Origin of the sequence: Bacillus sp. FSL R7-0672 (assembly GCF_038601465.1) — a bacterium.
GTDB classification, from domain to species: Bacteria; Bacillota; Bacilli; order Bacillales; family Bacillaceae; genus Bacillus; species Bacillus pumilus.
Genome location: NZ_CP152010.1, coordinates 2,003,910 through 2,028,750 on the forward strand (window position 1 = coordinate 2,003,910; position 24,841 = coordinate 2,028,750).

The window sequence follows — 24,841 nt, forward strand, 5'->3', positions numbered from 1 at the left end:
AACCTTTGCAGTCTAGGAAGGCCGAGTACCGGAGCGGAGCGAATTGAACATTCGTGAGCACCGAAACGCAGACCTGACACCGAATGCGAGGGTTTGTCTACACGCTAAAGAGATCGGCTTTAGCTAATCTCTATTGTACTTAAACGATTCATCATCGGTTCGATTCCTTTGATTTGATGGTGCCTCAGCATAGCAGCAGCACGTTCTTGATTGATGTTCATTTTCGTCTCATCCATTGGACAGCTGAGCGGGACATCACATTTAATCTCTGCCAATAGACGAGAAAGCTTCAAATCTTCTAATCCTGCTTGCATTTTTTTTTGCTGTGCAGCCGTTAGTTCATGGACATTTTCTAACAAACCGTCAATCGTTTCATATGTTTGAATAAATTTTAAAGCAGTTTTTTCTCCGATTCCTTTGACACCTGGATAATTATCACTTGCATCTCCCATAAGTGCTTTCATATCGATGAGTGCCTTTGGCGAGATTCCCATTTCCTCTTCAAATAAGGCTTTTGTATAATGCTTATAATTGCCAATTCCTTTTTGCATCAAGGCAACAGTCACTTGTTCATTCAAAATTTGCAGCAAATCTTTGTCACCAGTTAGGACAGTCACGCGTGCTTCTTTTTCGTAAAGCGCAGCAAGTGTACCAATACAATCGTCTGCTTCAAAGCCCTTTAAACCAATGTTCACAATTCCTAGTTCTTCTGTAGCCTCTTTTGCTAAATCGAATTGCGGAATGAGCTCGACAGGCGCCTCTCCTCGATTCGCTTTATAATCTTGAAACAATTCGTTTCGATAGGTTTGGCTTCCCATATCCCAGCAGCACACAATATGAGTTGGCTCAAATGTCTGTACAGCTGTTAATAAGTGCTTCAAATAGCCATTGACTCCATTTGTCGGCACACCGTGGTCATTTATCATAAAATTGCGATGGACAGCCGTTGCATAAAACGATCTGAACAAAAGCGCCATTCCATCTACAAGCAGTACGTGTTTATTCATTCTTATAAACTCCCTTTTTCAAAACAATACTCCTATTCTATCACAGAACGCAAAACTAGACATAAAAAAGGCGCCTTCTTCTTTTAGAAAAGAAGAGGCAGCCCGTTTACTTTTGACCGTATTGCATTTTTTTCGACTCTGCTTCTGCATAGGACGGCATGTCTTTTTGTTTAGGGTCACGCTCATCCTGCTGCTTTGTCTGTTGCTTTTTTTTCATGATCATTCCCCTTTCTCGGTACATTCATTAAGATGACCAAAAAAGAGAAAGTTACTCTTTACTTCTGTTTCTGCTCGACATACTCCCTGACCATATCATTCGTCACAAGCTTACGCAGCGGAACAATACCGCCTCGTGCAAGCTCATTCATCTTCGACGTAATGGCGTTGATCTCGTCTGTTGTAAATGGCTCGTTTTGCTCACACTTGACGACAGCCGTCTCTATTGCTTGTTCTCTTTTCTGTTCAAGCTCAAGAAAGGACTGAATATGAGCATGCTGTTTTTGTGAGTGTGCTGAAATCTCTTCGTGTACGCTCGTCATTTTCTATCAACTGCTTTCTTTTTTATTTAGTCTACCATGAATCAAATGGTTTTCAACTGGTTCTTCCATTCGGTTGTTTGTTCATAAACTTGTTCAATAACCGCCTGCTCTTTGGCATCTGTCGTTAGGCTCGTGATAAATGTTTGTTTTTGTTCACTTAGCTGCTCGAGCGCTTCTGTTTCATATCTTTCCGTAAACGTCTTCACCATCATGTCGTACCTGCTCAGTAATTCTTTTTTTTCTTTATCAGCCCATTTCGTGGTTAACTGATGAAGAATATCTCGAATCGCTTCAATAAACGCAGCCTTTCCATTCTGTTCAAAGAAAACTTTCGCTGATTTTTGTTTCTTTAAGAGCGGTTCGAATGGCGTTAGTTCAGCTTCGACTTCAATTTGTTTCAGCTCAGCATTTTTCTCTTCTGGCGGCGACAAAGAGAGAGAAAAGTAATGGTCTTCTGCACATGCCGCCTGCAATCCTTTCTCCCACTCCTCTTGGAAGTATTGATGAATAAACGATTCCATCCGGATATCAAGTGCCTTTAACTCCTGTACAAATTCAAATTCATAATCCTTTAGTGCCTTCTCAAGTGCTTTTTTCAATTGCTGTCCGAAATTCCCTTGAGATATTCCAGGATAAAAGGCTGTCTTTAACAGATCATTCGCAAATAGTGATAGGCGCTGCACAATATGATAGAGCTGTTCATGTAAGTCCTTTTTCACGCTTTCTGTCACTAGCTTAGATTGTTTAATATGACTCATTTGATCAAGAATTGCTTCATAGGATGCGTTTATCTTTTTCTTTTCCTCTTGCTTCTCATCTTCTGACTGATGCAGCGTCGCATGCAGTTTGTCGACTGTTCTACATAACGTACGTGCTTCAAAATACAACAGCTCGATCGCATCTTTCGTTAATTCTTCCTCTATAAAATAGTCGAGCTGCTTTCTAAGCTTTGCGTATTGATTATAAGCTGTCTCTCCCTTTCCTTCGATCTCTTCCTTACTGGACACATGATGAAGGTTTGGGTTTCTTATGCCTTCTTTTGTGAGCTCATTTTTTACATAGTCAAAGACGGTGTCTAGCTCTGCTTGATCCTTTGCGAGATCAGCTGCATTGATAATAAAGAACATTTTATCCATGCTAAATGAATCTTTTACAAGCCCAAGCTTACGTAAAAATGACCGATCTGCCTTCGAAAAAGAGTGCTGGTAGTAAGTTAAATAAAGAAGCGCATCTGCGTCCTTCATATATTGAAAAGCGATCTCTGTATGACGCTTATTCATACTGCTAGCGCCTGGCGTATCAACAATAGTCAGCCCTTTATCTGTTAGAGGTGTACTCAAATAAACCGTCACTTCCTTCACCACACAAGAAACAGCTTCTTCCGCCACATATGGCCTCAGTTCTTGAAGGGTGACATGAAGCGGCGTTTGCTTAGTAATGTGATCAAGGAAACGGATATGTGCTTGTAAAAAATGTTCTACAATGACGCGGTGATCTTGTTCAAGCTGTCTTTTTTTGAGCGTTCGTTTGAGCTTGGATGTAAACGTCTCCCCTTTTTCTTCTGAGATCGGAAATCCTAGAATCTGATTGAGCTCCTCTAATATATCCTGTTCTGTTTTGAATACCACTTTGACACTTTCGTGAGGGTGATCTTCCGTCGGCCGCGTTAGCTTGTTAATGGTTGCCGTTGTTGGTGTGGGAGAGGATGGCAGCACCTTTCTCCCGACGAGGGCATTTGCAAAGGAAGATTTCCCCGAACTAAAAGCCCCAAATAAAGCGAGTGTGAATTCTTTCGCTTGCAGCCGTTTTGTTCGTTTTTCAAAGGACTTTCTTTGAGATTGGAGCGCATCTAATGGCAATAAAATCTGAGAAAGCTGCTCAAACTGGGCAATCGACTGTGCCGTCGTGACATGCTGTGACTGACGCATTTGAGGTTGATCAATCTGCTTGTTCGGTTTTTCTTGGTCGCTCTCTTCAGGATGAATGGTCGCTTGATCCTGCTTTAGCTGGTCATGCTGCATTTGTCTCTTTTTCGCATAAAACCAATCTTCTTCGATCTGTTCATTCGTTCCATTTTGCCAAATATCCCATACATGCTGAATATCTCGCTTCATTTGTTCATTTTTTTTGATGCATTGCTCGAGCGTTTGGAGCTCTTTTGCAGACTGAACCCATTTGACTTGCTGCTCTGCTTTATCTTCCATAAGCTTGGCTTTCAGCGACTCCACCATTTGTTCAATCAGTGGCATCGCTTGCTGCTTAGCCTGTCTTCTTAAGGCTTCGCCAGCATCTTTTGCATATTGCAGTACGTATTCATTGGAGAACGTTGCTCCATGATGAATCACACTTTCAAGAAGTGATTCTTGTACAGGTGTTTCAAACGACATCACTTGATTTAATAACTCTTCACCAAGTTGATGTTTCTTGACTTCTTTTTTTAGTAGCTCAGCAATATGCCAGTCCACTTCTGCCTTCATTCTCGCTTTGACATCTGTTAAGAAGTCAGTTGCCCGTTTTTCTTTTTCCTGCTCAGTTTTATTTTTAGCAAAAAGCAGTCCCACTTTAAAGCCAGGTGCTTTTGATTCAATATAGTCGCTTGCGAGTTCTCTCATTTTAAATGGAGTTAGGTTGGCATTTTTCAAAATGCTCTCGACTTCAGTAGATACTTCTTCTTCTAACTGTTTGGCTCCATTTTCAATGAAGTGATTTTTCGTTTCCAAATCCTTTACTTCTTTTCTTTTTTCTTGGAGCTGTGACTCAAGCTCTTCACCTTGCAGCTCTTCTTTTAACGAGTCAATGTGTTCTTTTAAGACATGCTCAATTTTCTGCTCCGTATAAGCCCGAAGTGAGGCTTTCGGCAACGTCTGTAATTCTTGCAGTTTTTTGATTAAACGAATCATTTCATTTCTTGGATGCGTCTCATCGGTTACAGATGTAAAGTATAGATGATCTTCTTCAATGCCTTCTTTAAGGAGCATGTCAACCACTTGATTTTTGTAGTCTTCAAATGCTGTCTCATGCTCATCATGCCGGTCCACTTGATTCACGACGAAATAGAGATTTGGCACTTTTTCTTTAATGGAGCGAATGAAACGAATGTTTTCTTCAGAATGAACATGGTTGTAGTGAACGACATAAAAAAGAGCATCTGCTTGATGAAGAATAGACGCAGCAGACATAAAGTGGGCATGATCCGTTGAATCAATTCCTGGCGTATCAATCAGTGCCACCTTTTCTTCAAGACCTCTATAGTCACCGCTAATTTCCACCATCTCAATCTGTTCTCCATCCTTACAGAAACGCTGTACTGCTTCTTTATCATAAGAGCCGTTCATTTTTGCAAAACGGCCATCAGAGGTGTGAAGCTGCACTTCACTTTCGCCTTTCCTCACGACGACCAAGTTTGCACTTGTAGGGATTGGGCTCGTTGGCAAAATGTGATCATGAAGCAGATGATTCACAAGTGATGACTTTCCAGCAGAATAGTGACCGGTAAATGCGATATATACTTCTTCTTCTGCTTCCTTTTTGATAATCGATGCAAGTTTGGCAGCGCGCTCATGATCATCCCTTTTGAGAAAGCTTTGATATAAAGCTCCTGTAGTTTGAACGAGCGAATCTCGAATAGACAAGTCTTTCATGACGATAAACCCCTTTGTTTTTAGAAAAGTCAGTTATGTATGTGATACCATTTTACACAAAATAAAGAGAATTTTCTTCTCATCTGAGGAAATAAAAAAAATCTGCTGCCCGATCAGTCGCAATTGACTGAAATCAGGAAGCAGATTTTTTGGACACACCTTTTAATACGAAGCCAATTAATAGGCTATATACACACACCGTACCGAGTAAGAATATCATTGTCATGTGATCACCGTCCATTCTTCATGATTGAGAATGCTTATCATTAATGAAAGTGTAGCACAATTGATAATGATTTTCAATATTAATTTAGCAAATACTGATTTAATGCTTTCTCCTCTGTTTGAATTCTTACAGTCATCATCCATGCATTTAAACATGTAAACAAAATGGCAGTCACATACGCTTCAAACAATAGCGGGATCAGCAAAAGCTCAATCGCCACGACTACATAGTTAGGGTGTTTCAACCAGCGATACGGACCTTTTTTTACAATCGTTGCGTTTGGCACGACTAAAATTTTCGTATTCCAGTACGTCCCAAGGGAGCACAATGCCCAGTACCGAATGAGCTGTGTAGCCATCAGGAAAAGGAGCAGTACAAGAAAATACTGGGATGACCCTTTATGTAAAAGCCTTATCTCAACTATAAGTGAAAGAAAAAAAGCCATATGCATAGCGACCATATAGGGATAATGACCAGCACCAAATTCTATGGCACCTATTGCTTTTACTTTCTTTTCATTTCTTTTGGCCACAAGCATTTCAATGAGCCTCTGACAAACGAAGAAACCGATGACAAGCCAAATGATCATGACAAGACCTCCTCCCACTTCATAAGCAGCAGCTCTGAGGAAAAGCCCGGACCAAGCGCACCGCAAAGGCCCATCTCCCCCGCTTCAGCTGATTGATGTTTTAGGAAATGCTTGATGACATACAAAACTGTGGCAGAGGACATATTTCCGTGTTGTTTGAGTACTTCTTTTGAAGAAAACAGCTGATCCTCTCGTAAAGATAGACTCTCAACATAGGCATCAATCACTTTTTTTCCTCCAGGATGGGCTAGAAAAACGGACAAGTCTTTAGTTGAATATCCATGCTCCTCTAAAAATTGATCCACCTGCTCTTTTAACCAGCCGGAAATCATAGACGGAATGTCGCGGGAGAAAATAACCCGAAAGCCGTCACTTGTAAAGTCCCAGCCCATCACATCCTCAGAATCTTTCATCGTGACGGATTGCGTGCTTAATACTTTAGGGACCGTTTTTAAATGGGCATATTCAAGAGCAGCTTTTTCTCCAGCTAAAAGAACCGCTGCCGTCCCGTCTCCAAACAAGGAGGTGCCAATTAAATTGCTTTTTGATTGATCTTGCGGCTGAAAAGTTAAACTGCACAGCTCACAGGCAACGACAAGTACCTTTGCTTCTGGAAATGCCCTTATGTATTCATAAGCCCGAGACAGCCCTGCCGCACCGCCCCCACACCCTAAGCCCCAGATCGGTACTCGTTTCGTATAAGGAGAAAAAGGAAGGACGTTCATGAGCTTTGCATCAAGGCTTGGGGTTGATAAGCCGGTACTTGAAATAAAAAACAATGCATCAATCTCTTCAAAAGGGACTGATTTTTTTAGAAACGCCTGCTCTTGAAGACAATGTATGATCGCTTCCTTTGCATGAGTCAATGCCTTTTCCAAATAGATATTGTTTTTCTCTTCAAAAGAGTGGTGCGTCTGATACCATTCAATGGGCTGAACAAATTGTCTGCTCTCAATTTCTCCATTTTGAAAAGCTCTCAGCAGGCGGTCAATATCTTTAAACGATCGTTTAAATTGAGACCTTGCAAATTCGGCAGCGGTTTTCTGATCCACGTGATGCTTCGGGTGACTCGTTCCAACTGAAAGAATATACGCCATCGGCTTCACCTCTTTTTTCGGTTAATATCCCCTATCGAAAAAAGGATATACATGCCAAATCGTCACAATTCAGTCAAAACATTTTCCTCCGTCTAACTTTTTGTCTTGACGACAATTGATAAATATTGGATAATATAGGTGAAAACATGATGTAGTTTTCCTCCTTCACAGGTTCGTTCCAAGCCAAGCGAACCTGCTTTTTTTATGAAAAAAACACCTCTAAAAGAGAAGTGCAGACCGTAGACAAACCCCACCTTTACTTCAAGTAAAAGTGGGGTTTTCACATAATTATAAAGGGGTACGCTGGACATTCAGCATCTACCGTGTCTACATTTAGTTTTCCGATTTTCTCTGTCACCTGTTTTACGAGTGAATCTAACATACGAGTATCATGAACATTTCCACCTGTGACCAGTGATCCAAAAATAAATCCTTTTGAATCACAAGCTGTATGAAAGGAATAAGCAAATGACTTTTCACGTTCACCTTTTACATAGTAGCCAATCTCTGATTTAGTTGTACTGACTTTGATCTCTTTTGTTTCTTCTTTATTTTGTAAGGGTAAGAGCTTTTCTCCATGTTTTTCGCGATTGATAGCCTCTATCTCCAATATCCACATGAGCATCTTTTTTTTCAATGAAATCGTCATTATACAACACTTTCATACGGAATCTCCCTTCGCTTCGCATTAATGGTTAAATCTGATGCTATCTTAGCGTATAAATATCAACGTTTCGGAATTATTTCATTTAAACATGAATGGATCACCTTTTTTTCTGATCAATACAAATCAATAACCATAAAATGCTAATTTATTTGATTATTATATATAAAAAGGCGTTTTTTTCCTGTATACTTAATCAATATGAACACCATGAAAAACAGTGAAAAAAGATAGAATCTACTACATGATTCGGCACAAAATTTAATTGACTGGAGTGATTGTAATGAAAAAGGTGTCCAAAAAACAGACACCCTACAACACGATACTTCTCTCGAAGATAATTGGTTTAGTGCTTCTTACACTGTTTCTCTTTTTTATCTGGGATATGTCTAAACCCCATTTGCAGGCGACACATGGGCAAGCAAAAATTGTTGCCAACAGTGACTTCCGAGACACAAGCATCAGTCTGAAAGCAAAAGATCATTCTACAAGAACATTGGATACACATTTTAAGACCAATCCAAACCAACAGACAACGAATAAAACGGTCTTTTTAACATTTGATGATGGTCCTTCTGCTACATCAAATCAGCTGTTAAATGTATTAAAAGCACATCACGTGAAGGCGACATTCTTCATGCTTGGACCGCAAATCCAAGCACACCAAGCAGCTGTGAAAAGACTTTATCAAGAAGGACATCAATTAGGGCTTCATGGCATGACGCATGATATAAACCGCTTTTATCAGAACAGTGAGTCTCCCGCAAATGAAATGAGAGAAGCTCAGCGCATTCTTGCTTCTGTTACAGGCGTTTACACCCGTCTTGTGAGAACACCCTATGGCAGTGTTCCAAATTTAACATATCATCAAAAAGTACGTTTAAACCAAAATGGCTTTATTTACTGGGATTGGACGATTGATAGCCTTGACTGGAGATATAAAAACTCACAATATGTTCCAGAGGTATTGAATCAACTGCAAATGTTTGAGAAAAATAAACCATGGGAACCAAAAGTTATTTTAATGCATGATCAACCCTCTACCACAAACTATTTAGATAGCCTGATTACACAGCTAAAAGCAAGGGGCTATACATTTGCAGTCATAACCGAAACAATGCAGCCGGTACAACATTAATAGCGCTAATCACAACAAGCCCGTATCCAAAAGATGCGGGCTTTCAGCTCCAAGAGAAGTATTTACACAACAGATTTCTTAGGCTCTTCCATCAGGTCCTGCCCGGTTTCTTTTTTAAAAGGAATCATGTGATAAATAATATGAAGGAAAATAGCGGTAAAGCTGCCGGCCACGATGCCATTACTTGTTAATAATTTGATTGATTCTGGCAGATGCTCAAACATTTGCGGCACCACGGTGACACCTAAGCCGATCCCAACTGAGCAAGCAACAATCAGTAGGTTTTCCTGTTTGGCAAAATCCACACGCGAGAGCATTTTAATACCGTAGGCAATGACCATCCCAAACATGGCAACCATTGCGCCGCCAAGAACTGACTTTGGAATAATCGTCGTAAATGCAGCAATTTTAGGAAAAAGTCCAAATAACATGAGCAATGCGCCTGTCACAACGATGACTTGATTTTTCTTGACCCCTGTCAACTGGATCAACCCAACGTTTTGCGAGTAGGCTGTGTAAGGAAAAGCATTAAAGATACCACCTAATAACACAGCAATCCCTTCTGCCCGATAGCCTTTCGCTAAGTCTTTCTCTTTTAATGAGCGGTTTGTTAAATCACCTAGTGCGAAATAAACACCTGTTGATTCAACTAGTGACACAATTGCTACTAACGTCATCGTCATAATGGGCGCAAATTCAAAGGTAGGCATGCCAAAATAAAATGGTTCAATCATGCGGAAAACTTGTGCGTTCGCCACCTCAGCTGTTTCCACTTTCCCCATAAATGCAGCGACGGCTGTCCCAAGGAGAATACCAATTAAAATGGCGATCGCCTTCATAAAGCCTTTTGTGAATCGATAGAGCAGCACAATGATAAACAGCACAAGGAAGGCGAGACCTAGATTTTCAAAAGAACCATAATCAGCACTTCCTTCTCCTCCTGCCATATTGTTCATCGCTACTGGAATAAGGGTAATGCCAATAATAGTGACGACAGACCCTGTCACGACAGGCGGGAAAAATTTCACAAGCTTCCCAAAGAAAAAAGAAAGTAGAATGATGATACACCCCGAAGCAATAATACTTCCATAGATAGACGAAATCCCGTATTTAGAGCCAATCGCAATCATAGGAGAAACCGCAGTAAATGTACAGCCTAATACAACAGGCAAACCGATACCAAAGAAACGGTTTTTCCAAACTTGAAGAAGCGTGGCAGCCCCGCACATGAAAATATCTGCTGAGATTAAGTAAGTCAGTTGTGCAGGCGTGAGGCCGAGTGCATCTCCCACAATGAGCGGCACAAGAACGGCCCCTGCATACATCGCCAGCACATGCTGAATCCCTAGCGAGAGCGTTTTGACTTTTTTAGTAGCACTCATGATTGTACCTCTCGTACAAACGTGACTTTCCCTTTCTCAAGTGATTCAATCCGTGCAAGGGATTCGACGCGGTAGCCCATTTGAACAAGTACATCTCTTCCCGGCTGGAATGACTTTTCAATGACAATGCCAAATCCGGCTACTTTTGCCTTCGCCTGCTTTGCGATTGCCGCAAGTCCTTTAGCGGCTTCACCGTTCGCCAAAAAGTCATCAATGATTAATACACAATCTTTTTCACCGAGATGCGTATTTGAGACAGCGATCGTGCTTTCTACTTTTTTTGTAAAAGAGTACACACTCGCTGTTAATAGGTTTTCTGTTAGTGTTAGTGATTGACGTTTTCGAGCAAAAACAACGGGTACTTGAAGAGCTAGTCCAGCCATCACAGCAGGTGCAATGCCCGAAGATTCGATTGTGATAATTTTTGTAATGCCATCATGCTTGAATAATCTAGCAAACTCTTGCCCGATCTCATGCATTAAGACAGGATCGATTTGATGATTTAAAAAGGCATCAACCTTTAACACTTGATTTGACAGAACGATTCCTTCGTTCTCAATTTTTTGACGTAACAATTCCATCATTCTTCCTCCCAGCATATTGGCAAACATTTTCATTTTTCGCATAAAAAAAGCATTGCTGTCCATGAGGAGCAAGCAATGCGAAAACGATCCACGGATCTTCAGCTCAAACAAGAGCTGTTTCATTTGCTCACTCATAGTCGGACGGTATCGGTGTCCGGTAGAAACTTGCGTGCCATCATCACGCGATTATATGAGTGTTATAGTGTTCAAATTATAACAAGATTTCAGACGCTTGGAAAGCACTTTTCTAGAAAAATACCGAACTTAAATAATAGATCAGATCAAAACGTTCGTTTTTAGAATATTCAAGCATCAAAAAAGCACCCTTCTAAGCAAAGGGTGCCTTTTATTTAAGATAAATACAGTTTCGTATATTTATCAGTTAAATAATCGATTAAATATTGTACATTTAATTCCTCACCAGTCGCATCTTGAATGATTTCAGATGGCTTTTTGCGTTTTCCGTGTTGGTGAACATGTGTTGTGAGCCATTCTTTTATCGGTGCAAAAGACCCATTTTGAATTAGCTCATCAAAATTCGGTAAATCTTTGATCATTTGGTGCTTTAGTTGCGCCGCATACATATAACCAAGGGCATATGAAGGGAAATATCCAAAGCTACCATCAGACCAGTGAACATCCTGCAAGATGCCGAGTGCATCATTAGGAGGCGTAATGCCAAGATATGCCTTATATTTTTCATTCCACAGTGCAGGCAGGTCTTCGACCGCCACCTCTTCATTAAATATCGCTTTTTCAATTTCATAGCGGATGATAATGTGAAGTGGGTATGTGAGCTCATCTGCTTCAATTCGAATGTAAGTCGGCTTCGATTCATTCACTGCATGCACAAAGTCTTCTAAAGAGACATCTTTAAACTGCTCAGGAGACGCTTCTTGAAGCTTTTGATAATACGTTTTCCAGAAGTCTTCATGTCTGCCAATAAAGTTCTCAAAGAAAAGAGACTGTGATTCATGGATCCCCATTGATGTGCCATCACATAATAACGTTCCACTCAGTGCCTCATCAATGTTTTGCTCATAGATGGCATGACCACACTCATGAATCGTGCCAAAGATCGCCATCCGAAAATCATGCTCATCATAACGGGTCGTCACACGAACGTCCCCTCTGCTCAATGTCACAGCAAACGGATGAACTGTTGTATCCAGACGTCCTGCGTCAAAGTCATACCCTAATTCTTTTAAGAAGAAAAGACTCAGTTCCTTTTGTTTGTCGATCGGAAAGCTTTTCGATAAAAATGAAGTATCCGGTTTATGAGGAGAGGCTTCGATTTTTTTCACGAGAGGAACAATGGCATCACGAAGTGCACCAAACTTTTGATCGAGCTGTTCAACCGTCATATCTGGTTCATAGTTATTGAGCAGCACGTCATATGGCGTTTGTTTCACGCCCCAATATTGAATAAAACGCTTGTTAAAATCAATGAGCTGTTTTAAGTATGGTGCAAAGAGTGAAAAGTCTGATTTCTCCCTTGCTTCTACCCAGACATGCTCTGCTTTTGATTGTAAAATGGAGTATTCTTTAAATTCTTCTTTCGGAATTTTGCTGTTTTCATCATACTCTTTTTGTGATAATTCGAGCGCCTTTTGTGTATCTTTTGACAGCTCATCTCGGTGTTTATTTAATGCGTGAAGAAGATCTCTCATTTCATCAGAAGTCTTCATATTAAAAATATCACTTGATAATTGACCGATCGTTTCAGCTCTGAAATCGGCGCTTTTTTTAGGCGCCTGTGTTCTAGAGTCCCAATAAAGTAAATGGAGCGCCTCCGTATAGTGGGCGATTTTTCCTAGTAATTGATAAAACGCTTTCTCTTTTGCTTCAAGACTCATATGTTTGTTCCCCCAATCGATAAAATATGTATGTACGTTTCAAGGCTACTTCAAGAAATGTTCTTTTGTCAATGAAAAAGGGAGGATACACAGATGGTATCCTCCTCTTTTTCTCGTTCGGGTGTTATTTAAGATGTGATGATTGCCTTTACTGGCAGAACGGATTCAATTTTACTTTGAAGCTCTGTATCTTCCTTGCGGTCAAAGTAAATATGAATGGTTCCTGCATCTTGGCTTGTCCGAATCAGTCTTCCAATACCTTGTCGTAAGCGCAACAGCATATACGGAAGGTCGACTTCTGCACGAGCATCCTTTGCTTCATTCCGTTTCGCCTCAAATACCGGATCATGAGGCGGGTAAGGAAGTCCCCAGATGATCACATTTGTTAATGATTGTCCTGGAATATCCAGCCCTTCCCAAAGGTGAACAGAGCATAACACAGATGTCTCATCTGCTTGGAACTTTTGAACAATCGTGCTGATTTCCTCGTCTCCCTCAAAGTACACATGGAAAGGCAGTGATTCATTCGATGCCTCAAGATGCTTTCTAAAGAAATGAAGTTCATCAAATGAAGGGAACAAAATGAGAGAGCGTCCTCCATTATCTTTCAGCTGAGTGATCACTTGCTGTCCTTTTGTTTCTTGCTCTTGAAGCTGCTGAATCCCGTGGAAATAAATCTTCATTTGTTCATCGTAATCATACGGCGAAGCGACACTCATTGATAAGTAATCTTTAATCCCAAGACTTTCAGCTAAATAATCAAAGGATTGATTTTCAGACAATGTAGCAGAAGAGAAAATGTATGGTCTTTTTTGCGAGAATACCTTTTCACCAAGCACCTCTGCGACAGTCTTTGGCATCACAACAAATGTCGTATCTAATTCCTGCTTTTCAAGCCAGCTAATCGCATTTTTTTGATAAAGCGACAGAGAATACGCCATTTGTTCAATGTACTCTTCCACAACAGACAATTCGTATTGATCGATTGTATACATCTCTGATTCAAATACGAGTGCTTCTCCAATTTTTTCAAGTAAATCACACAATTCACTTGCAGAACGCTTCACCTCATCCACACGTCCAATTTCAAGTCGATGCGAGCCCTTGATTTCTTTGGCATGTGTTTTTAAGAGATAAAAGAACTCATCGTTTGTGGCAAGTGCATCTTCAACGAGCTCGGCAAACTCTTCGCGTATATCGTTTTGAAGCAGGCGCTCTAAAAAGGTTTCGAGCATTGATTGCTTCACTCGGTATGTCAGTGCTTTTTGTGCGGCAAATTCAAGAAGGTGGCCTTCATCAAATACAACGGAGCTATGTTCTGGAAGCAGCGGAAGCTGGCCCTCGCGTTTGCGAGATTCCTTCGTCCACACATGCTCCATATAAAAATCATGAGAACAGATGATAAGGTCTGCTGCTTTCCGGTAATGATCTCTTGATAAATTCAGACCACAGCGATGACGCATATCGCACGTCAAGCAGTCCTGAAACGAGTCATAGCCAATGCGTGACCATTCATCATTGGATAGCTCTGGGTACTCTTTTCGATCACCGTACGGATAAAAGTTCTGCATCCCATGTGATTCATGAACAAACGAAGGAAGCGATTCATAAATATCGAGCCACTTCTCATCATCTTCACGCTGCATGGTTTTCTCTAATTTCTTTAAGCATAAATATTGATCATGTGATTTACTTAATCTCGCATCTATTTGAATATCAAGGTGATTGGCAATTTTATAGATATCACCCTCTTGTTTCACTAGCTGTTCAATTAACGTTTCGTCTGCACATGCAATAATCGCAGGTTTCCCTGTATACCTTGCATATGTGACCGCAAATAATAGGTAAACGATGGTTTTGCCTGTGCCTACCCCAGCTTCGGCAAACATCACACTTTTTTCTTTAAAGGCTCTTTCTAGTTGAAAAGCCATGAATATTTGTTCATCTCGAAGATCAAAGCCCTTTTCTGGCAAAATGTCATAGAACACATCACCAATCCAGTTGCCCAGTTCTTCGTAAAAATTATGTTCTTTTGATAATGAAAAAGGCAAACGAGATGCTGTCACCTGCTTCAACCCCCAACTTTTGAATCATTCAGACATTCTATAGTAACATTTTTGCTGGGGAATGACAATCTTTTTTACGACCGCAAACGATGTTGATAGGTTTCTTTCATTAAAAATGCATGCTCAGAACGCTCTATGTAAGCCTGAGCAAGCGCTAAATCTTCGATGGCTGCTGTCAGCTGAGCAGATTGTCCACCTTCTTGCCCTTCAATTTCTTGAGCAGTCGAAGCGAGTGCTTTTTGGATTAACTGAAATTGATCATATTGTATCATGGAGACACCTCTTTTTTTAAAATCAAGTTCAGTTTATTCCGTCCCGTGAAGGTTTATACCTTTCTGGGATAAAAAAAGCCACACCTTCTGTAGGTGTGACATTTTTTATAATTCAGTTGTCTGTTTTCTAGGCGGGCGTTTTCCCCAATATTGGTAATAGTCTGTTTTAATAAAACCATTAAACAGTTTTCTCTTTTTCGTTGCTTTTCTACCAAAGCACTCTTCGAACTTTTCATGTGACGTTAAGATGTAAATGGACCATGTGTCTAGGCTTTTAAATGCTTCGCCCATTCCTTGATACATTTTTTCAACAGCTGGTTTATCACTGAGTCGTTCTCCATAAGGCGGATTTCCGACAATCACACCGTAATCTTCTTTTGTTTGAAAGTCTTTCACTTGCATTTGTTTAAACTCAATCAATTCACTTAGTCCCGCTTCTTCTGCATTCATTTTTGCAATGTCTATCATCCGGTGGTCGATATCACTTGCAATAATGTGGAGCGGCTGATCATAGTTTGCTTTTTCTTCCACTTCGTGACGCGCTTTGTTCCATACATCTTCACCAATCCATTCCCATGACTCGGACGCAAATTCCCGGTTAAATCCTGGGGCAATGTTTTGTCCAATCATGGCCGCTTCAATAGCGATTGTTCCTGATCCGCAGAAAGGATCAACAAACGGACGGTCAGGTGTCCAGTTCGTTAATAGCACGAGTGCAGCCGCAAGGGTTTCTTTAATAGGTGCTCCACCTTGATCCATGCGGTACCCCCGTTTATGAAGACCTACACCAGATGTATCAAGCGTGAGCACAGCTTTATCTTTTAAAAGAGCAACCTCAATTTTATACTCAGGTCCTGTTTCTTCAAGCCATTCAGACTGTATGTTGTAAGTGGATATGAGCTTTTGCGCGATCGCCTTTTTGACGATACGCTGGCAATCCGGCACACTGGCAAGCTGCGATTTCACAGATTTACCGATGACTGGGAACGTGCTGTTTTTCGGTAAAAAAGCGGCCCAGTCAATCGCCTTTGTGCGTTCAAACAGCTCATCGAATGTTTTTGCCGAAAATTCAGCAACTTGTACCTTTATGCGGTCTGCTGTACGCAGCCAAAGGTTCGCACGGCAAATCGCAAGAGCGTCTCCTTCGAAAATCACTTTTCCGTTGTCTACTGTGCAGTCATAGCCAAGGTCTCTTACTTCTTTTGCAACAATCGCTTCAATTCCCATTGGAGCCGTTGCGATAAGTGTATAGGTTTTCATTAATTTATCACCTGTTTTCTCGTCCTTTTATGTATTCCAAGATAAAAGCTCTCCATATGTTGAAATAGGAGAGCTTTGTTTTCATCATGTTTATCATAACGGATATAACGTTCTGTAAGCCATGTTTTGTTCCATTGTACTGCAAACGGCAAATGCCTCGTACTCAGGTGGTAATCATCTATCTACAGAATTCTCTGTCCTTCTCTCCGTTTGGTTCCTTTGAGAAAGTTCCCCTACCAAGTTTGGGTTTCTCGCTCGAGGGGTTTACCGCGTTCCACTCTCACCATTTCTAGTGAGACTTCGTCACTGTGGCACTTTCAAGGATACTTTGCCATATCCTAAAAGGACGTAGGCATTTTTCCTGCCGTCAGCCTTTCCCAGGCTGCCCTGGCTTATTTTTTCGCCAGGCACGAACACTACGGGCATCTCAGCACCGTGCGAGCATGGACTTTCCTCTGCAATGTCTAAAAGCATTGCAGCGATTACCCGAACGTTAATCAACAAGCGTTATTATAAACGACAATGACATCAGGCACAAGCTTTTTTCAGCAATGCTCAATCATAAAGTTTGCTGCCGAAAACGTGTTTCTCAAGGTTAGATAGTCTTTTTAAAATATCAGAGTTTGTTGTATTAGACTGTGCAGGCTGTCTTTTCCCTTGCTCAACGGCTTCTTCAAGCTGTTTAGACAAGTGGAGGTTTTCTTGTTGAAGCTTTTCGATTTCTTGGTTGAAGGTCTCATAGTCTTTAATGACCATATCTAAAAATTTATCGACTTCTTCTTGTTTGTATCCTCTGACACCTGTTTTAAATTCTTTTTCTAAAATTTCTTTTGCAGAAAGCTTTACTTTATCAGCAAGCATCTTTTTCACCTCATATCGTGAATTCATAGTATATTTTTTCAGAAATACGTGACGTTGTCAAATTTTCTCTTGCTTTTAGTCAAAAAACGGATCTTCCGCCTCAACTTGCGCTCTCAAATCATCCATTGTGATGTACATAATGGGGTAATCGGTATAGTTTTCCGCTTCTTTGATCATGTACTTTGGTGAGCCATCATGCTCCGGATCATAAAGGACGAGTAGTCCATCTGTTTTTTCAATAAAAAAACGGTTCTTTTGTTTAAATTGTGCCGGACTTTCATACGGTCTATGCGTGACACTTTCTACAAAATCGGCCTGTGCAAGAATTCCTTCATACAACTCTTTGTTTTGTTCATTCCAGCGCTCTTCCTGTTCATAAAATGGCGTAATGACGGCAAGTTTTAACGCTGGATACTCTTCTTGAAGCTCAAATACCACTTCAGCTGTCCAGATTTCTGCCCCAAGCTGGCCTGATATGAGAACCCATTCCAGGCCTTCTTCAATCAGGGCTGTCAGCCTTTTTTGAAGCTCCGCTTTTATGTATTGAAGTGCAGGCTCGTCTTGTTTGAATATCCCAAGCTCAAATGGCTTGTACCCTGTGACAGCAATAATTTTCATTTTTCCACCTGCTTTTAAAAAAAGGGACTTATAAAAGTCCCATTCCACTTTATCTGTTACAGCAAGGTCCACCGCAGTTAAAGTGTTGATGTGTTGCTGGGTCCACCTGAGAAAACGTATGCGGGAAGTAGTGAACATGTTTGAAATTTTGATGGTGAACATTTGTCACATGTTGCGGATGGATATGCGGCACAATTGTTGTTGAATCACTGTGTGTACAGCAATGATTCGTCGGATGAACAATTGGCTGTGTAACATTTGGTTGGCAATGATGATGATGGTACATGTAGCATTCCCCTCTCCTTAATTTTCTTACATTAACAATGTATGAATTAAGAGGTGTACATGTACTAATGCATTAACCTATTTTAAAAGTTTGCAAGGAAAACATCCTTATAGTTTGAAAACACAAATGCGACCAAAATGACAACAAGAAAAAACAAGTAGAAAAGACCCTTATACATGCTCTACGCTCCTCATTCAATATCTAACGTTATTTTACAGGATTCATGACTTTTCTACAATAAAAGTGCTAAACAATTTTTATTTTCGGCCGAGAGCCGAACGTTGTCATGTTTTGCGCTTTCCCGGGCAATAATGTTTATTGCCCAACTTTTCTCAAAAGTCGTTTTTTTCGCTTTTCAAGTTCTTCTATGTCTCGCTGACTTAACGATGAGAATGATAACAAAGATTCAGTGATGGATAGAGCAGAGCTTGCATCTTTTTCACGATGTTCTTTATACTTCGCAAGCTCTATACCCGCTTTTAATGCTAAATGGAGATCGCTTGATTCAAATAATCCCCCCCATATTTGAACCGCTTCATCCCACTCGTTTTGTCGTTTATATTGCAAGGAAAGATCATAAGACGCCTGATTCGCATGCTCAAAATCAGCATCCGTTAATTCTTGCAAATGCTTCGTTGCTTCCTGTACATCACGATGAGCAAGATGCCACCTAGCGAGCGCATACTTCTCATTGTATTCCTTTACCGCATCCTCAGATAGTATTTTTTTGGATAGATGGATGTAGAGGCTGATTAACGATAAGACATCTAGTTCATTATGAGTCAAGATTCCTTCAATCAGCTTTGGGTTTTGTTCCTTTAAAAAATGAAAATAAATCATCGGTGCCAAAAACCCCGGCGTGTCGTTTTCACGCTGCACGTGCAGCTCTTCTTTTTCCACAACGGATAGCGCCATTCGTTCATATTTATGCTTCCACAATCGTCTTGATCCGTGCAGTAGATCAAAATGGCCGAATTCAGGAAGTGCAGGGATTTGATCTCGTAAAAGTGTATGTCTCGTTTTCACTTGCGGCCAATCGAACGATTTACCATTATATGTAACTAACGATTCTACATTTACTTCATCCAGAAAGCTTTTGTAAAGAGCCGCTTCATTTCCTGGATTGGTGAGCAGGTGTTGTTTCACCACCACTTTGCCTGAAAAGACACGTGCGTGTCCAAGCAAGAAAATCATATTTCCTGTACCGCCAGATAATCCTGTTGTTTCAGTATCAAAGAAAAACAGCTCGTGCGGCTCGTACCCTTTAGCCGATAGCGAATGCTGGATGCCGCTTTCGTTCCATGCCTCGATGATCTTCGGCAGTTCCGCAAACGAATAGCGTCCATGCTGATCATCTAATGAATAGGTGACTTCCCGAATCAGACAAAAGGAATCCTCAAAATGATAAGGAGACACACCTAATGCTTCCCATTCTTTTAAAAATGGGATATTTTCTGAAGTTACAGGCTGAGGTTTTCCTTCCGATGTTTTCTGCCGGTTTTCATGTGTCTGATTGTGTGATAGATGCTTTTTCATTCTGTTTAATTTCCCTTTTAAAGACATGAGCAGGTGTCCCCCTCCTTTCCTTAAAATACGGACATCAATTCAACGATGCTGCTTTTTCCGTTGACTTCTTTCATTTCCATGCCAATGCAGGATGGACAGCCATTTTCACAGCGGCACCGCTCAATGAGCTGAATGGCTGCGCCTGCTATTTCATCGAAACGAGCTTGTACTTCCTTACTTAAGCCGATGCCGCCAGGATAATGGTCATATAAGAAGACCGTCGGTTTTCCGGTATGTGCCGCTTTAATTTGTGAAACCACATGAATATCAGAACGGTCACACATCACAAAAGCAGGTACAATGTGCTGAAGAACATTTGCGATGCCTAGCAGCAGCTGTTCAAGTGTCTTCTCTTCAAATCTCCGCTCTGCTTCGTGTAATTCAAACCAAGCCGCACTCGTATGAATTTCTTCTTCCGGTAAGTGAATCGGTCCAGACCCGATATTTTCACCGGTACTTAGTCGGATTTTTTTAAAAATCGTCGGCATTGCGTTGACGGTCACATCACCGTAGTGAACAGATACAGCTTTCTTCTCTGTCGTCTGATCGATTTCAAGCACCTTAAGTTGGACGGCTAAATTCGCATCTGTATAGTATTCTACATCTACTTGTTTCACATAAGCCTTCAGATGCTCGTAATCTAGCTTTTCCACTTGATACTGAACCCCTTCGTGTAAATAAATGGCTTCATCATGAAGCAGCGTCATCGCACTGAATCGATCCATCTCTCCAATAATCCGAACATTTGCCACATCTGATTGATCCACAATCACGACATTTTCCTGGCTTGCAGATCGAAGGCTGATGCCATGCGCCGGGAACGATTGATCTGACCAATAATACCGATTCCCGCTAAAATGGAGAACGCCTTCCTCATGTAAGTATTGCAAAATCTCTTCTACGTCCATACCGCCAAACTGTTCATCCTCCCGAAACGGAAGCTCGTAGGATGCACATTTTAAATGATCCACTAAGATAATGAGGTTTTCAGGGTTAATTCTGGCAGCTTCAGGTGGTCTATTAAAGAAATATTCAGGGTGTCTGACAATATATTGATCAAGAGGTGCGGAGCTTGCCACCATAATAATAAGTGCTTCCTCATGACGCCTTCCAGCACGGCCAGCCTGCTGCCATGTACTCGCTACACTGCCAGGATACCCGGTCATGATACAGACCTTTAGCTGACCTATATCCACACCTAATTCTAGTGCGTTCGTACTGACGACACCTAGAATGTCTCCTTCTCTCAATCCTTTTTCAATCACACGCCGCTCTTTTGGTAAATAGCCTCCGCGATATCCACGAATTGATTTTGGGCCGATCTCTTTTTTCACTAGCTCTTGAATATGACTTAAAATCACTTCAACTCTTACTCTGCTTCTAGCAAAAACAATCGTTTGGATTTTTTCCTTTAAAAAAGTTTTAGCCAGTTGATTAACGACAGTGGCGGCACTTTGTCTAATATTTAGTGGTTTATTCACAACTGGTGGATTGTAAAACACAAAATTCTTTTTACCGCTTGGTGCCCCGTTTCGCTCAATCAAATGCATCTTGCTTCCCGTTAGCTGCTGCGCAAGCTCTTTTGGATTCGCAATCGTTGCGGACGTACAAATGAAAATCGGATCACTTCCATAAAATGCACAAATTCGTTTTAACCTGCGAATGACATTGGCCACATGACTGCCAAATACGCCTCGATATGTATGAAGCTCATCAATGACAATATACTTCAAATTCTCAAACAAGCTGACCCATTTCGTATGATGAGGCAAAATGGCTGAATGTAGCATATCTGGGTTTGTGATGACAATATGTCCTGCTTGTCTGACTCGCTGCCGAATGGCGGGAGAGGTATCTCCGTCATATGTTTCACTATGAATCGGAACATCCATCTCGTGGATGATCTCGTTAAGTTCACTCTTTTGGTCTTGTGCGAGCGCTTTTGTTGGGAATAAATAAAGGGAGCGGCTTGTCTGATCTTCTACGATCGACTGAAGGACTGGCAGGTTGTAGCAAAGTGTTTTACCTGAAGCTGTTGGTGTGACAGTTACCACATGCTCTGCGTCCATCACACGTTCAAAGGCTTCCTTTTGATGAATGTAGAGTTCGCTCACGCCTCGTTTCTCAAGCGCCTTTTTCAGCTTTTCGTTCACTCTTTCAGGAACCGGAGAGGTCTGTGCAGGCTTCGCTTCAATTTCATGCCAATGTTCTACCTGTTCGTCTTTTTTTAATTCTTCTATGAGTTCGTTCATTGTTTTCTTTTTCATATCGCATCACCTCTCTTACATAGTGTACCGAATATTTGTTTGCATGACTAGACGACAATTTTCGATATGTTTTTTTGAGCAAATTATTTGTTTGCATGTAACCATATCAATTACACTTCAGATGAGAAAACATTTCAAGAAAGAAGGAAATCGTATGAAAAAAGATTTTGAGCCATTATTTGAACCATTTACGTTTCCAGGAGGTGCGTCTATTAATGGCCGGTTAGTCGTTGCGCCAATGACACACTTCGGTTCTCACGAGGATGGCACTATTTCTAAAGAGGAAATTGATTTCATTACAGCTAGATCTAGTGATATGGGCATGGTGATTACAGCATGTGCGAACGTGACTCCAGATGGTAAGGCATTTGAAGGACAGCCTTCTATCGCAAGAGATGAAGATATACCCGGCCTGAAAAAACTAGCTTCTGCGATTCAGGCAAAGGGAACAAAAGCCATCATTCAAATTCATCACGGCGGCTCTCAGGCTCTCCCTCACTTAGTTCCAAATGGTGATGTGGTTGCGCCAAGTGATGTGTTTAAAGATGGAAAGCAGATTGCACGCGCTTTAAAAGAAGAGGAAATTGTCCATATCATTGACTCTTTTAAAGAAGCGGCAAGACGAGCGGTCGAAGCAGGATTTGACGGCGTGGAAATCCACGGTGCAAACGGTTATCTATTACAGCAATTTTACTCTCCGCATAGCAACCAGCGGACAGATCAGTGGGGAGGAAATGAAGAAAAGCGTCTAGCTTTCCCTATCGCTGTTGTGGATGCAGTGAAAGAAGCAATCGAAAAGCATGCGAAAAAACCGTTTATCTTTGGATATCGATTATCCCCTGAAGAACCAGAAACGCCTGGTTTAACGATGACAGAGACGTTTACCTTAGTCGATGTTCTTAAAACTAAAAACCTTGATTATTTGCATATCTCTTTAATGGAGATTGACTCTAAAGCAAGACGCGGTGCAGATACGGATAAGACCCGTATGGAGCTGCTAAAAGATCGCTGCGGCGATACCCTTCCGCTCATCGGTGTAGGCAGCGTCATTACAGCCGAAGATGCACTAAGTGCCTATAACCAAGGAATTCCGCTTATCGCTATCGCACGTGAGCTGATCGTCGACCCAGATTGGGCAAAGAAGATTAAAGAAGGCAGAGAAAGCGAGATTGAAACTGTCATTAAACGAAGCCAAAAAGATCAATATTTGATTCCAGAAGGATTGTGGTCTGTTATGGAAGCAAGTCAAGGCTGGGTTCCGATGGAAGATTAATGTCACCAAAAAAACTACCCTCAAACGATTGGGTAGTTTTTTTGTGTCCTGATTATTTCAATTTAACGGTAAAAAGCTTAGATGTCTGTTTTTCAACAGATCCCTTTGGTTCTTTATCGAGATGCTCGATCAAGTCTCCATTCATAATGACAATCGGTGTCACTGTGCTTGCCGCTTTCTCTTCAATCAGTTCTAAATCACACGTAATGAGAGGGTCACCGATCTTCACTTTATCTCCCTCTTTGATGTGCGCTTCAAATCCTTCACCATTTAATCCCACTGTTTCAAGTCCGATATGAATCAGAAGCTCAAGCCCTGAGAGTGTTCGAATGCCAATTGCATGTTTTGTATGGAAGAGCTGAATGATTTCACCCTCTACTGGTGACACAATCGTGCCACTATTTGGTTTGACTGCTACGCCGTCTCCCATCATCTTTTGAGAGAAAACAGGGTCTGGTACATCCGTCATATCCATTAACTCTCCATCAGCTGGAGAATAAATGATTTCTTCCTTTACATCATCTTGGTTTTTCCCGAAACCGAATAATTTTTTCAGCAATGTCAATTGCTCCCTTCAAGCTTTGCTTCTAGATCTATTCCGTGTATGAAACGCTGCACTCATACACCTTGCTTCATTCAACACTATTTAATCATAATTTTTTCCTCTCATCAATTGATAACCGCCTGAGTCCTTTCTGCATAGGCTGTAGATGAGAGGTGATTCAAATGGAACATGAAGGCGAAAAGAAACATGAATTGCTGGCAAATGAAGATATTCTCTATGAAGCGATTGAACAATTTTTCGCATCCTCCCCGTTTCATGAGATATTAAATAGTGCGGAGGCGCTCATGACCACATCGCATTCACTTGCATCGATTACGACCGATGTGACAGAGGATGAGCAGTTTGTGTATATCGCAATCCAATTTCCAGACCATTTTGTCGAAGGCGATATCGCGCTAGAAGTAAAAGCCCAATATTTACACTTATCCGTGCAGGAAACAATTAAAACGGATACAACTTCCTCGTATTCGAGCTTTACAAAAACCATTTTAATGCCGGCAAAAATAGATGAAACGAACATGAAAAGCGTGTGGAAAGATCAAACGCTTCGTGTGACGGCACCAAAGCAAAGAGCCCAATAGATCCTTCTATTGGGTTTTAACTATGCTTTAAAAATGCTCGTAAATCCTTTCGCTAATGAGCCTACTTGATTCATCGTACTCATCATTTGCCCAGCTGTATCAAACATTTTGTTAAAGTCGAATTGTCCATTCGTTTTTTTGAATTGCGATAGCACACTTTTAAATTGAGATGATTGCTGTTTTTGCGGTCTGGGCAAAGGATAAGGGTTCATAGGCTGCTGCATGGGCATCATGCCTGGTGGCTGCATCTGGGGTTGATTGATTGCTTCGGGCGGCTGATAAGGCGGCACATTTTCTTGGTATCCATAAGGCGGCTGATAGACAGCAGGTGATGCCTGGCTCATGCCACCTTGATGTGGCGGCATGAAATATTCTGGAGGCTGCGGAGGCTGCTGCTGCATTTCTGGATACGGAAATGGCCCTTGATTGAATGGATTGAATTCATACGGCTGCTGGTTTGAATAAGGGATCATATATCTCGCTCCTCTCGCTCTCAACACATA

The 24,841-nt window shown here is 41.2% G+C and carries 22 protein-coding genes, 1 other RNA gene, 1 pseudogene and 1 riboswitch; of the genes and pseudogenes, 3 read left to right on the top strand and 21 right to left on the bottom strand.

Annotated elements, in window-relative coordinates; genetic code table 11:
• Positions 1-119 precede the first annotated feature (119 nt).
• The 7 genes and pseudogenes from MKY18_RS09950 to MKY18_RS09980 form a co-directional block, all read right to left on the bottom strand.
• Positions 120-1,007 carry a 5'-3' exonuclease gene (locus MKY18_RS09950; protein ID WP_106065474.1) on the bottom strand — a complete coding sequence of 296 codons (888 nt, stop codon included), beginning with the start codon at positions 1,005-1,007 and terminating at the stop codon, positions 120-122.
• Between the two features lie 275 nt (positions 1,008-1,282).
• Positions 1,283-1,546: a YpbS family protein gene (locus MKY18_RS09955; RefSeq protein ID WP_265208210.1), complete on the bottom strand. Its 264-nt coding sequence runs from the start codon at positions 1,544-1,546 to the stop codon at positions 1,283-1,285.
• A gap of 41 nt (positions 1,547-1,587) precedes the next feature.
• Positions 1,588-5,187, bottom strand: coding sequence for a dynamin family protein (locus MKY18_RS09960; RefSeq protein WP_342497503.1), 3,600 nt, complete (start codon positions 5,185-5,187; stop codon positions 1,588-1,590).
• Positions 5,188-5,320: 133 nt separating this feature from the next.
• Complete coding sequence (gene fbpC / locus MKY18_RS09965) at positions 5,321-5,428, bottom strand: Fur-regulated basic protein FbpC (RefSeq protein ID WP_306172627.1); 108 nt, start codon at positions 5,426-5,428, stop codon at positions 5,321-5,323.
• A gap of 64 nt (positions 5,429-5,492) precedes the next feature.
• Complete coding sequence (locus tag MKY18_RS09970; protein WP_126741485.1) at positions 5,493-6,002, bottom strand: isoprenylcysteine carboxyl methyltransferase family protein; 510 nt, start codon at positions 6,000-6,002, stop codon at positions 5,493-5,495.
• Positions 5,999-7,099 carry a 3-oxoacyl-[acyl-carrier-protein] synthase III C-terminal domain-containing protein gene (locus MKY18_RS09975; protein WP_340911279.1) on the bottom strand — a complete coding sequence of 367 codons (1,101 nt, stop codon included), beginning with the start codon at positions 7,097-7,099 and terminating at the stop codon, positions 5,999-6,001. The genes MKY18_RS09970 and MKY18_RS09975 overlap by 4 nt, the downstream gene beginning before the upstream one ends.
• 313 nt (positions 7,100-7,412) lie before the next feature.
• Positions 7,413-7,739 (bottom strand): annotated as a pseudogene (locus tag MKY18_RS09980) (IS5/IS1182 family transposase); the annotation flags it as partial.
• A 307-nt stretch (positions 7,740-8,046) separates the two neighbouring features.
• Between MKY18_RS09980 and MKY18_RS09985 the strand changes: the two are divergent.
• A complete protein-coding gene (locus MKY18_RS09985; protein WP_065098225.1) occupies positions 8,047-8,901 on the top strand; it encodes a polysaccharide deacetylase family protein in 855 nt (284 codons plus the stop codon).
• A 62-nt stretch (positions 8,902-8,963) separates the two neighbouring features.
• Here MKY18_RS09985 and pbuX read toward each other — a convergent pair whose 3' ends face one another.
• From pbuX to MKY18_RS10045, 12 genes are all read right to left on the bottom strand, one after another.
• The gene (pbuX, locus tag MKY18_RS09990; protein ID WP_065098226.1) at positions 8,964-10,283 is read right to left on the bottom strand and encodes a xanthine permease PbuX; all 1,320 of its coding nucleotides are present in this window, start codon (positions 10,281-10,283) and stop codon (positions 8,964-8,966) included.
• On the bottom strand, positions 10,280-10,864 hold the full coding sequence (gene xpt / locus MKY18_RS09995; RefSeq protein WP_065098227.1) for a xanthine phosphoribosyltransferase: 585 nt from the start codon (positions 10,862-10,864) through the stop codon (positions 10,280-10,282). The genes pbuX and xpt overlap by 4 nt, the downstream gene beginning before the upstream one ends.
• 117 nt (positions 10,865-10,981) lie before the next feature.
• A riboswitch (purine riboswitch) is annotated at positions 10,982-11,081 on the bottom strand.
• Between the two features lie 136 nt (positions 11,082-11,217).
• A complete protein-coding gene (locus MKY18_RS10000; RefSeq protein WP_003216050.1) occupies positions 11,218-12,723 on the bottom strand; it encodes a carboxypeptidase M32 in 1,506 nt (501 codons plus the stop codon).
• Between the two features lie 128 nt (positions 12,724-12,851).
• Positions 12,852-14,789 (bottom strand): ATP-dependent DNA helicase, encoded by a 1,938-nt coding sequence (locus MKY18_RS10005; protein WP_265208206.1) that lies wholly within the window; start codon positions 14,787-14,789, stop codon positions 12,852-12,854.
• A gap of 74 nt (positions 14,790-14,863) precedes the next feature.
• The gene (locus MKY18_RS10010) at positions 14,864-15,061 is read right to left on the bottom strand and encodes a hypothetical protein (protein ID WP_003215966.1); all 198 of its coding nucleotides are present in this window, start codon (positions 15,059-15,061) and stop codon (positions 14,864-14,866) included.
• A gap of 105 nt (positions 15,062-15,166) precedes the next feature.
• Positions 15,167-16,321, bottom strand: a complete 1,155-nt coding sequence (locus MKY18_RS10015; RefSeq protein WP_065098229.1) for a class I SAM-dependent RNA methyltransferase — start codon at positions 16,319-16,321, stop codon at positions 15,167-15,169.
• A 110-nt stretch (positions 16,322-16,431) separates the two neighbouring features.
• Positions 16,432-16,815, bottom strand: an RNA gene (rnpB, locus tag MKY18_RS10020) — RNase P RNA component class B.
• Between the two features lie 61 nt (positions 16,816-16,876).
• Positions 16,877-17,182, bottom strand: coding sequence for a cell division regulator GpsB (gene gpsB, locus MKY18_RS10025; RefSeq protein ID WP_044141143.1), 306 nt, complete (start codon positions 17,180-17,182; stop codon positions 16,877-16,879).
• A 75-nt stretch (positions 17,183-17,257) separates the two neighbouring features.
• The gene (locus MKY18_RS10030) at positions 17,258-17,800 is read right to left on the bottom strand and encodes a DUF1273 domain-containing protein (RefSeq protein WP_221450818.1); all 543 of its coding nucleotides are present in this window, start codon (positions 17,798-17,800) and stop codon (positions 17,258-17,260) included.
• 49 nt (positions 17,801-17,849) lie between these two features.
• Positions 17,850-18,086 (bottom strand): spore coat protein CotD, encoded by a 237-nt coding sequence (cotD, locus tag MKY18_RS10035; protein ID WP_080984739.1) that lies wholly within the window; start codon positions 18,084-18,086, stop codon positions 17,850-17,852.
• A gap of 315 nt (positions 18,087-18,401) precedes the next feature.
• Entirely contained in the window at positions 18,402-19,649 is a 1,248-nt protein-coding gene (locus tag MKY18_RS10040) for a ribonuclease H-like domain-containing protein (protein WP_283923786.1), read from the bottom strand.
• 23 nt (positions 19,650-19,672) lie between these two features.
• Positions 19,673-21,919, bottom strand: coding sequence for a DEAD/DEAH box helicase (locus tag MKY18_RS10045; RefSeq protein ID WP_106067083.1), 2,247 nt, complete (start codon positions 21,917-21,919; stop codon positions 19,673-19,675).
• A 154-nt stretch (positions 21,920-22,073) separates the two neighbouring features.
• Here MKY18_RS10045 and MKY18_RS10050 point away from each other — a divergent pair, with 154 nt between their 5' ends.
• Positions 22,074-23,192, top strand: a complete 1,119-nt coding sequence (locus MKY18_RS10050; RefSeq protein ID WP_065098282.1) for an NADH-dependent flavin oxidoreductase — start codon at positions 22,074-22,076, stop codon at positions 23,190-23,192.
• Positions 23,193-23,244: 52 nt separating this feature from the next.
• Here the strand turns inward: MKY18_RS10050 and MKY18_RS10055 are convergent, their stop codons facing one another.
• The gene (locus tag MKY18_RS10055; protein ID WP_003216086.1) at positions 23,245-23,751 is read right to left on the bottom strand and encodes a PTS glucose transporter subunit IIA; all 507 of its coding nucleotides are present in this window, start codon (positions 23,749-23,751) and stop codon (positions 23,245-23,247) included.
• A gap of 167 nt (positions 23,752-23,918) precedes the next feature.
• Between MKY18_RS10055 and MKY18_RS10060 the strand changes: the two genes are divergently transcribed.
• Complete coding sequence (locus tag MKY18_RS10060) at positions 23,919-24,338, top strand: Hsp20/alpha crystallin family protein (protein WP_003215994.1); 420 nt, start codon at positions 23,919-23,921, stop codon at positions 24,336-24,338.
• Positions 24,339-24,358: 20 nt separating this feature from the next.
• On the opposite strand, the gene MKY18_RS10065 is transcribed toward MKY18_RS10060, so the two are convergent.
• Entirely contained in the window at positions 24,359-24,811 is a 453-nt protein-coding gene (locus MKY18_RS10065) for a YppG family protein (RefSeq protein ID WP_065098283.1), read from the bottom strand.
• Positions 24,812-24,841 lie beyond the last annotated feature (30 nt).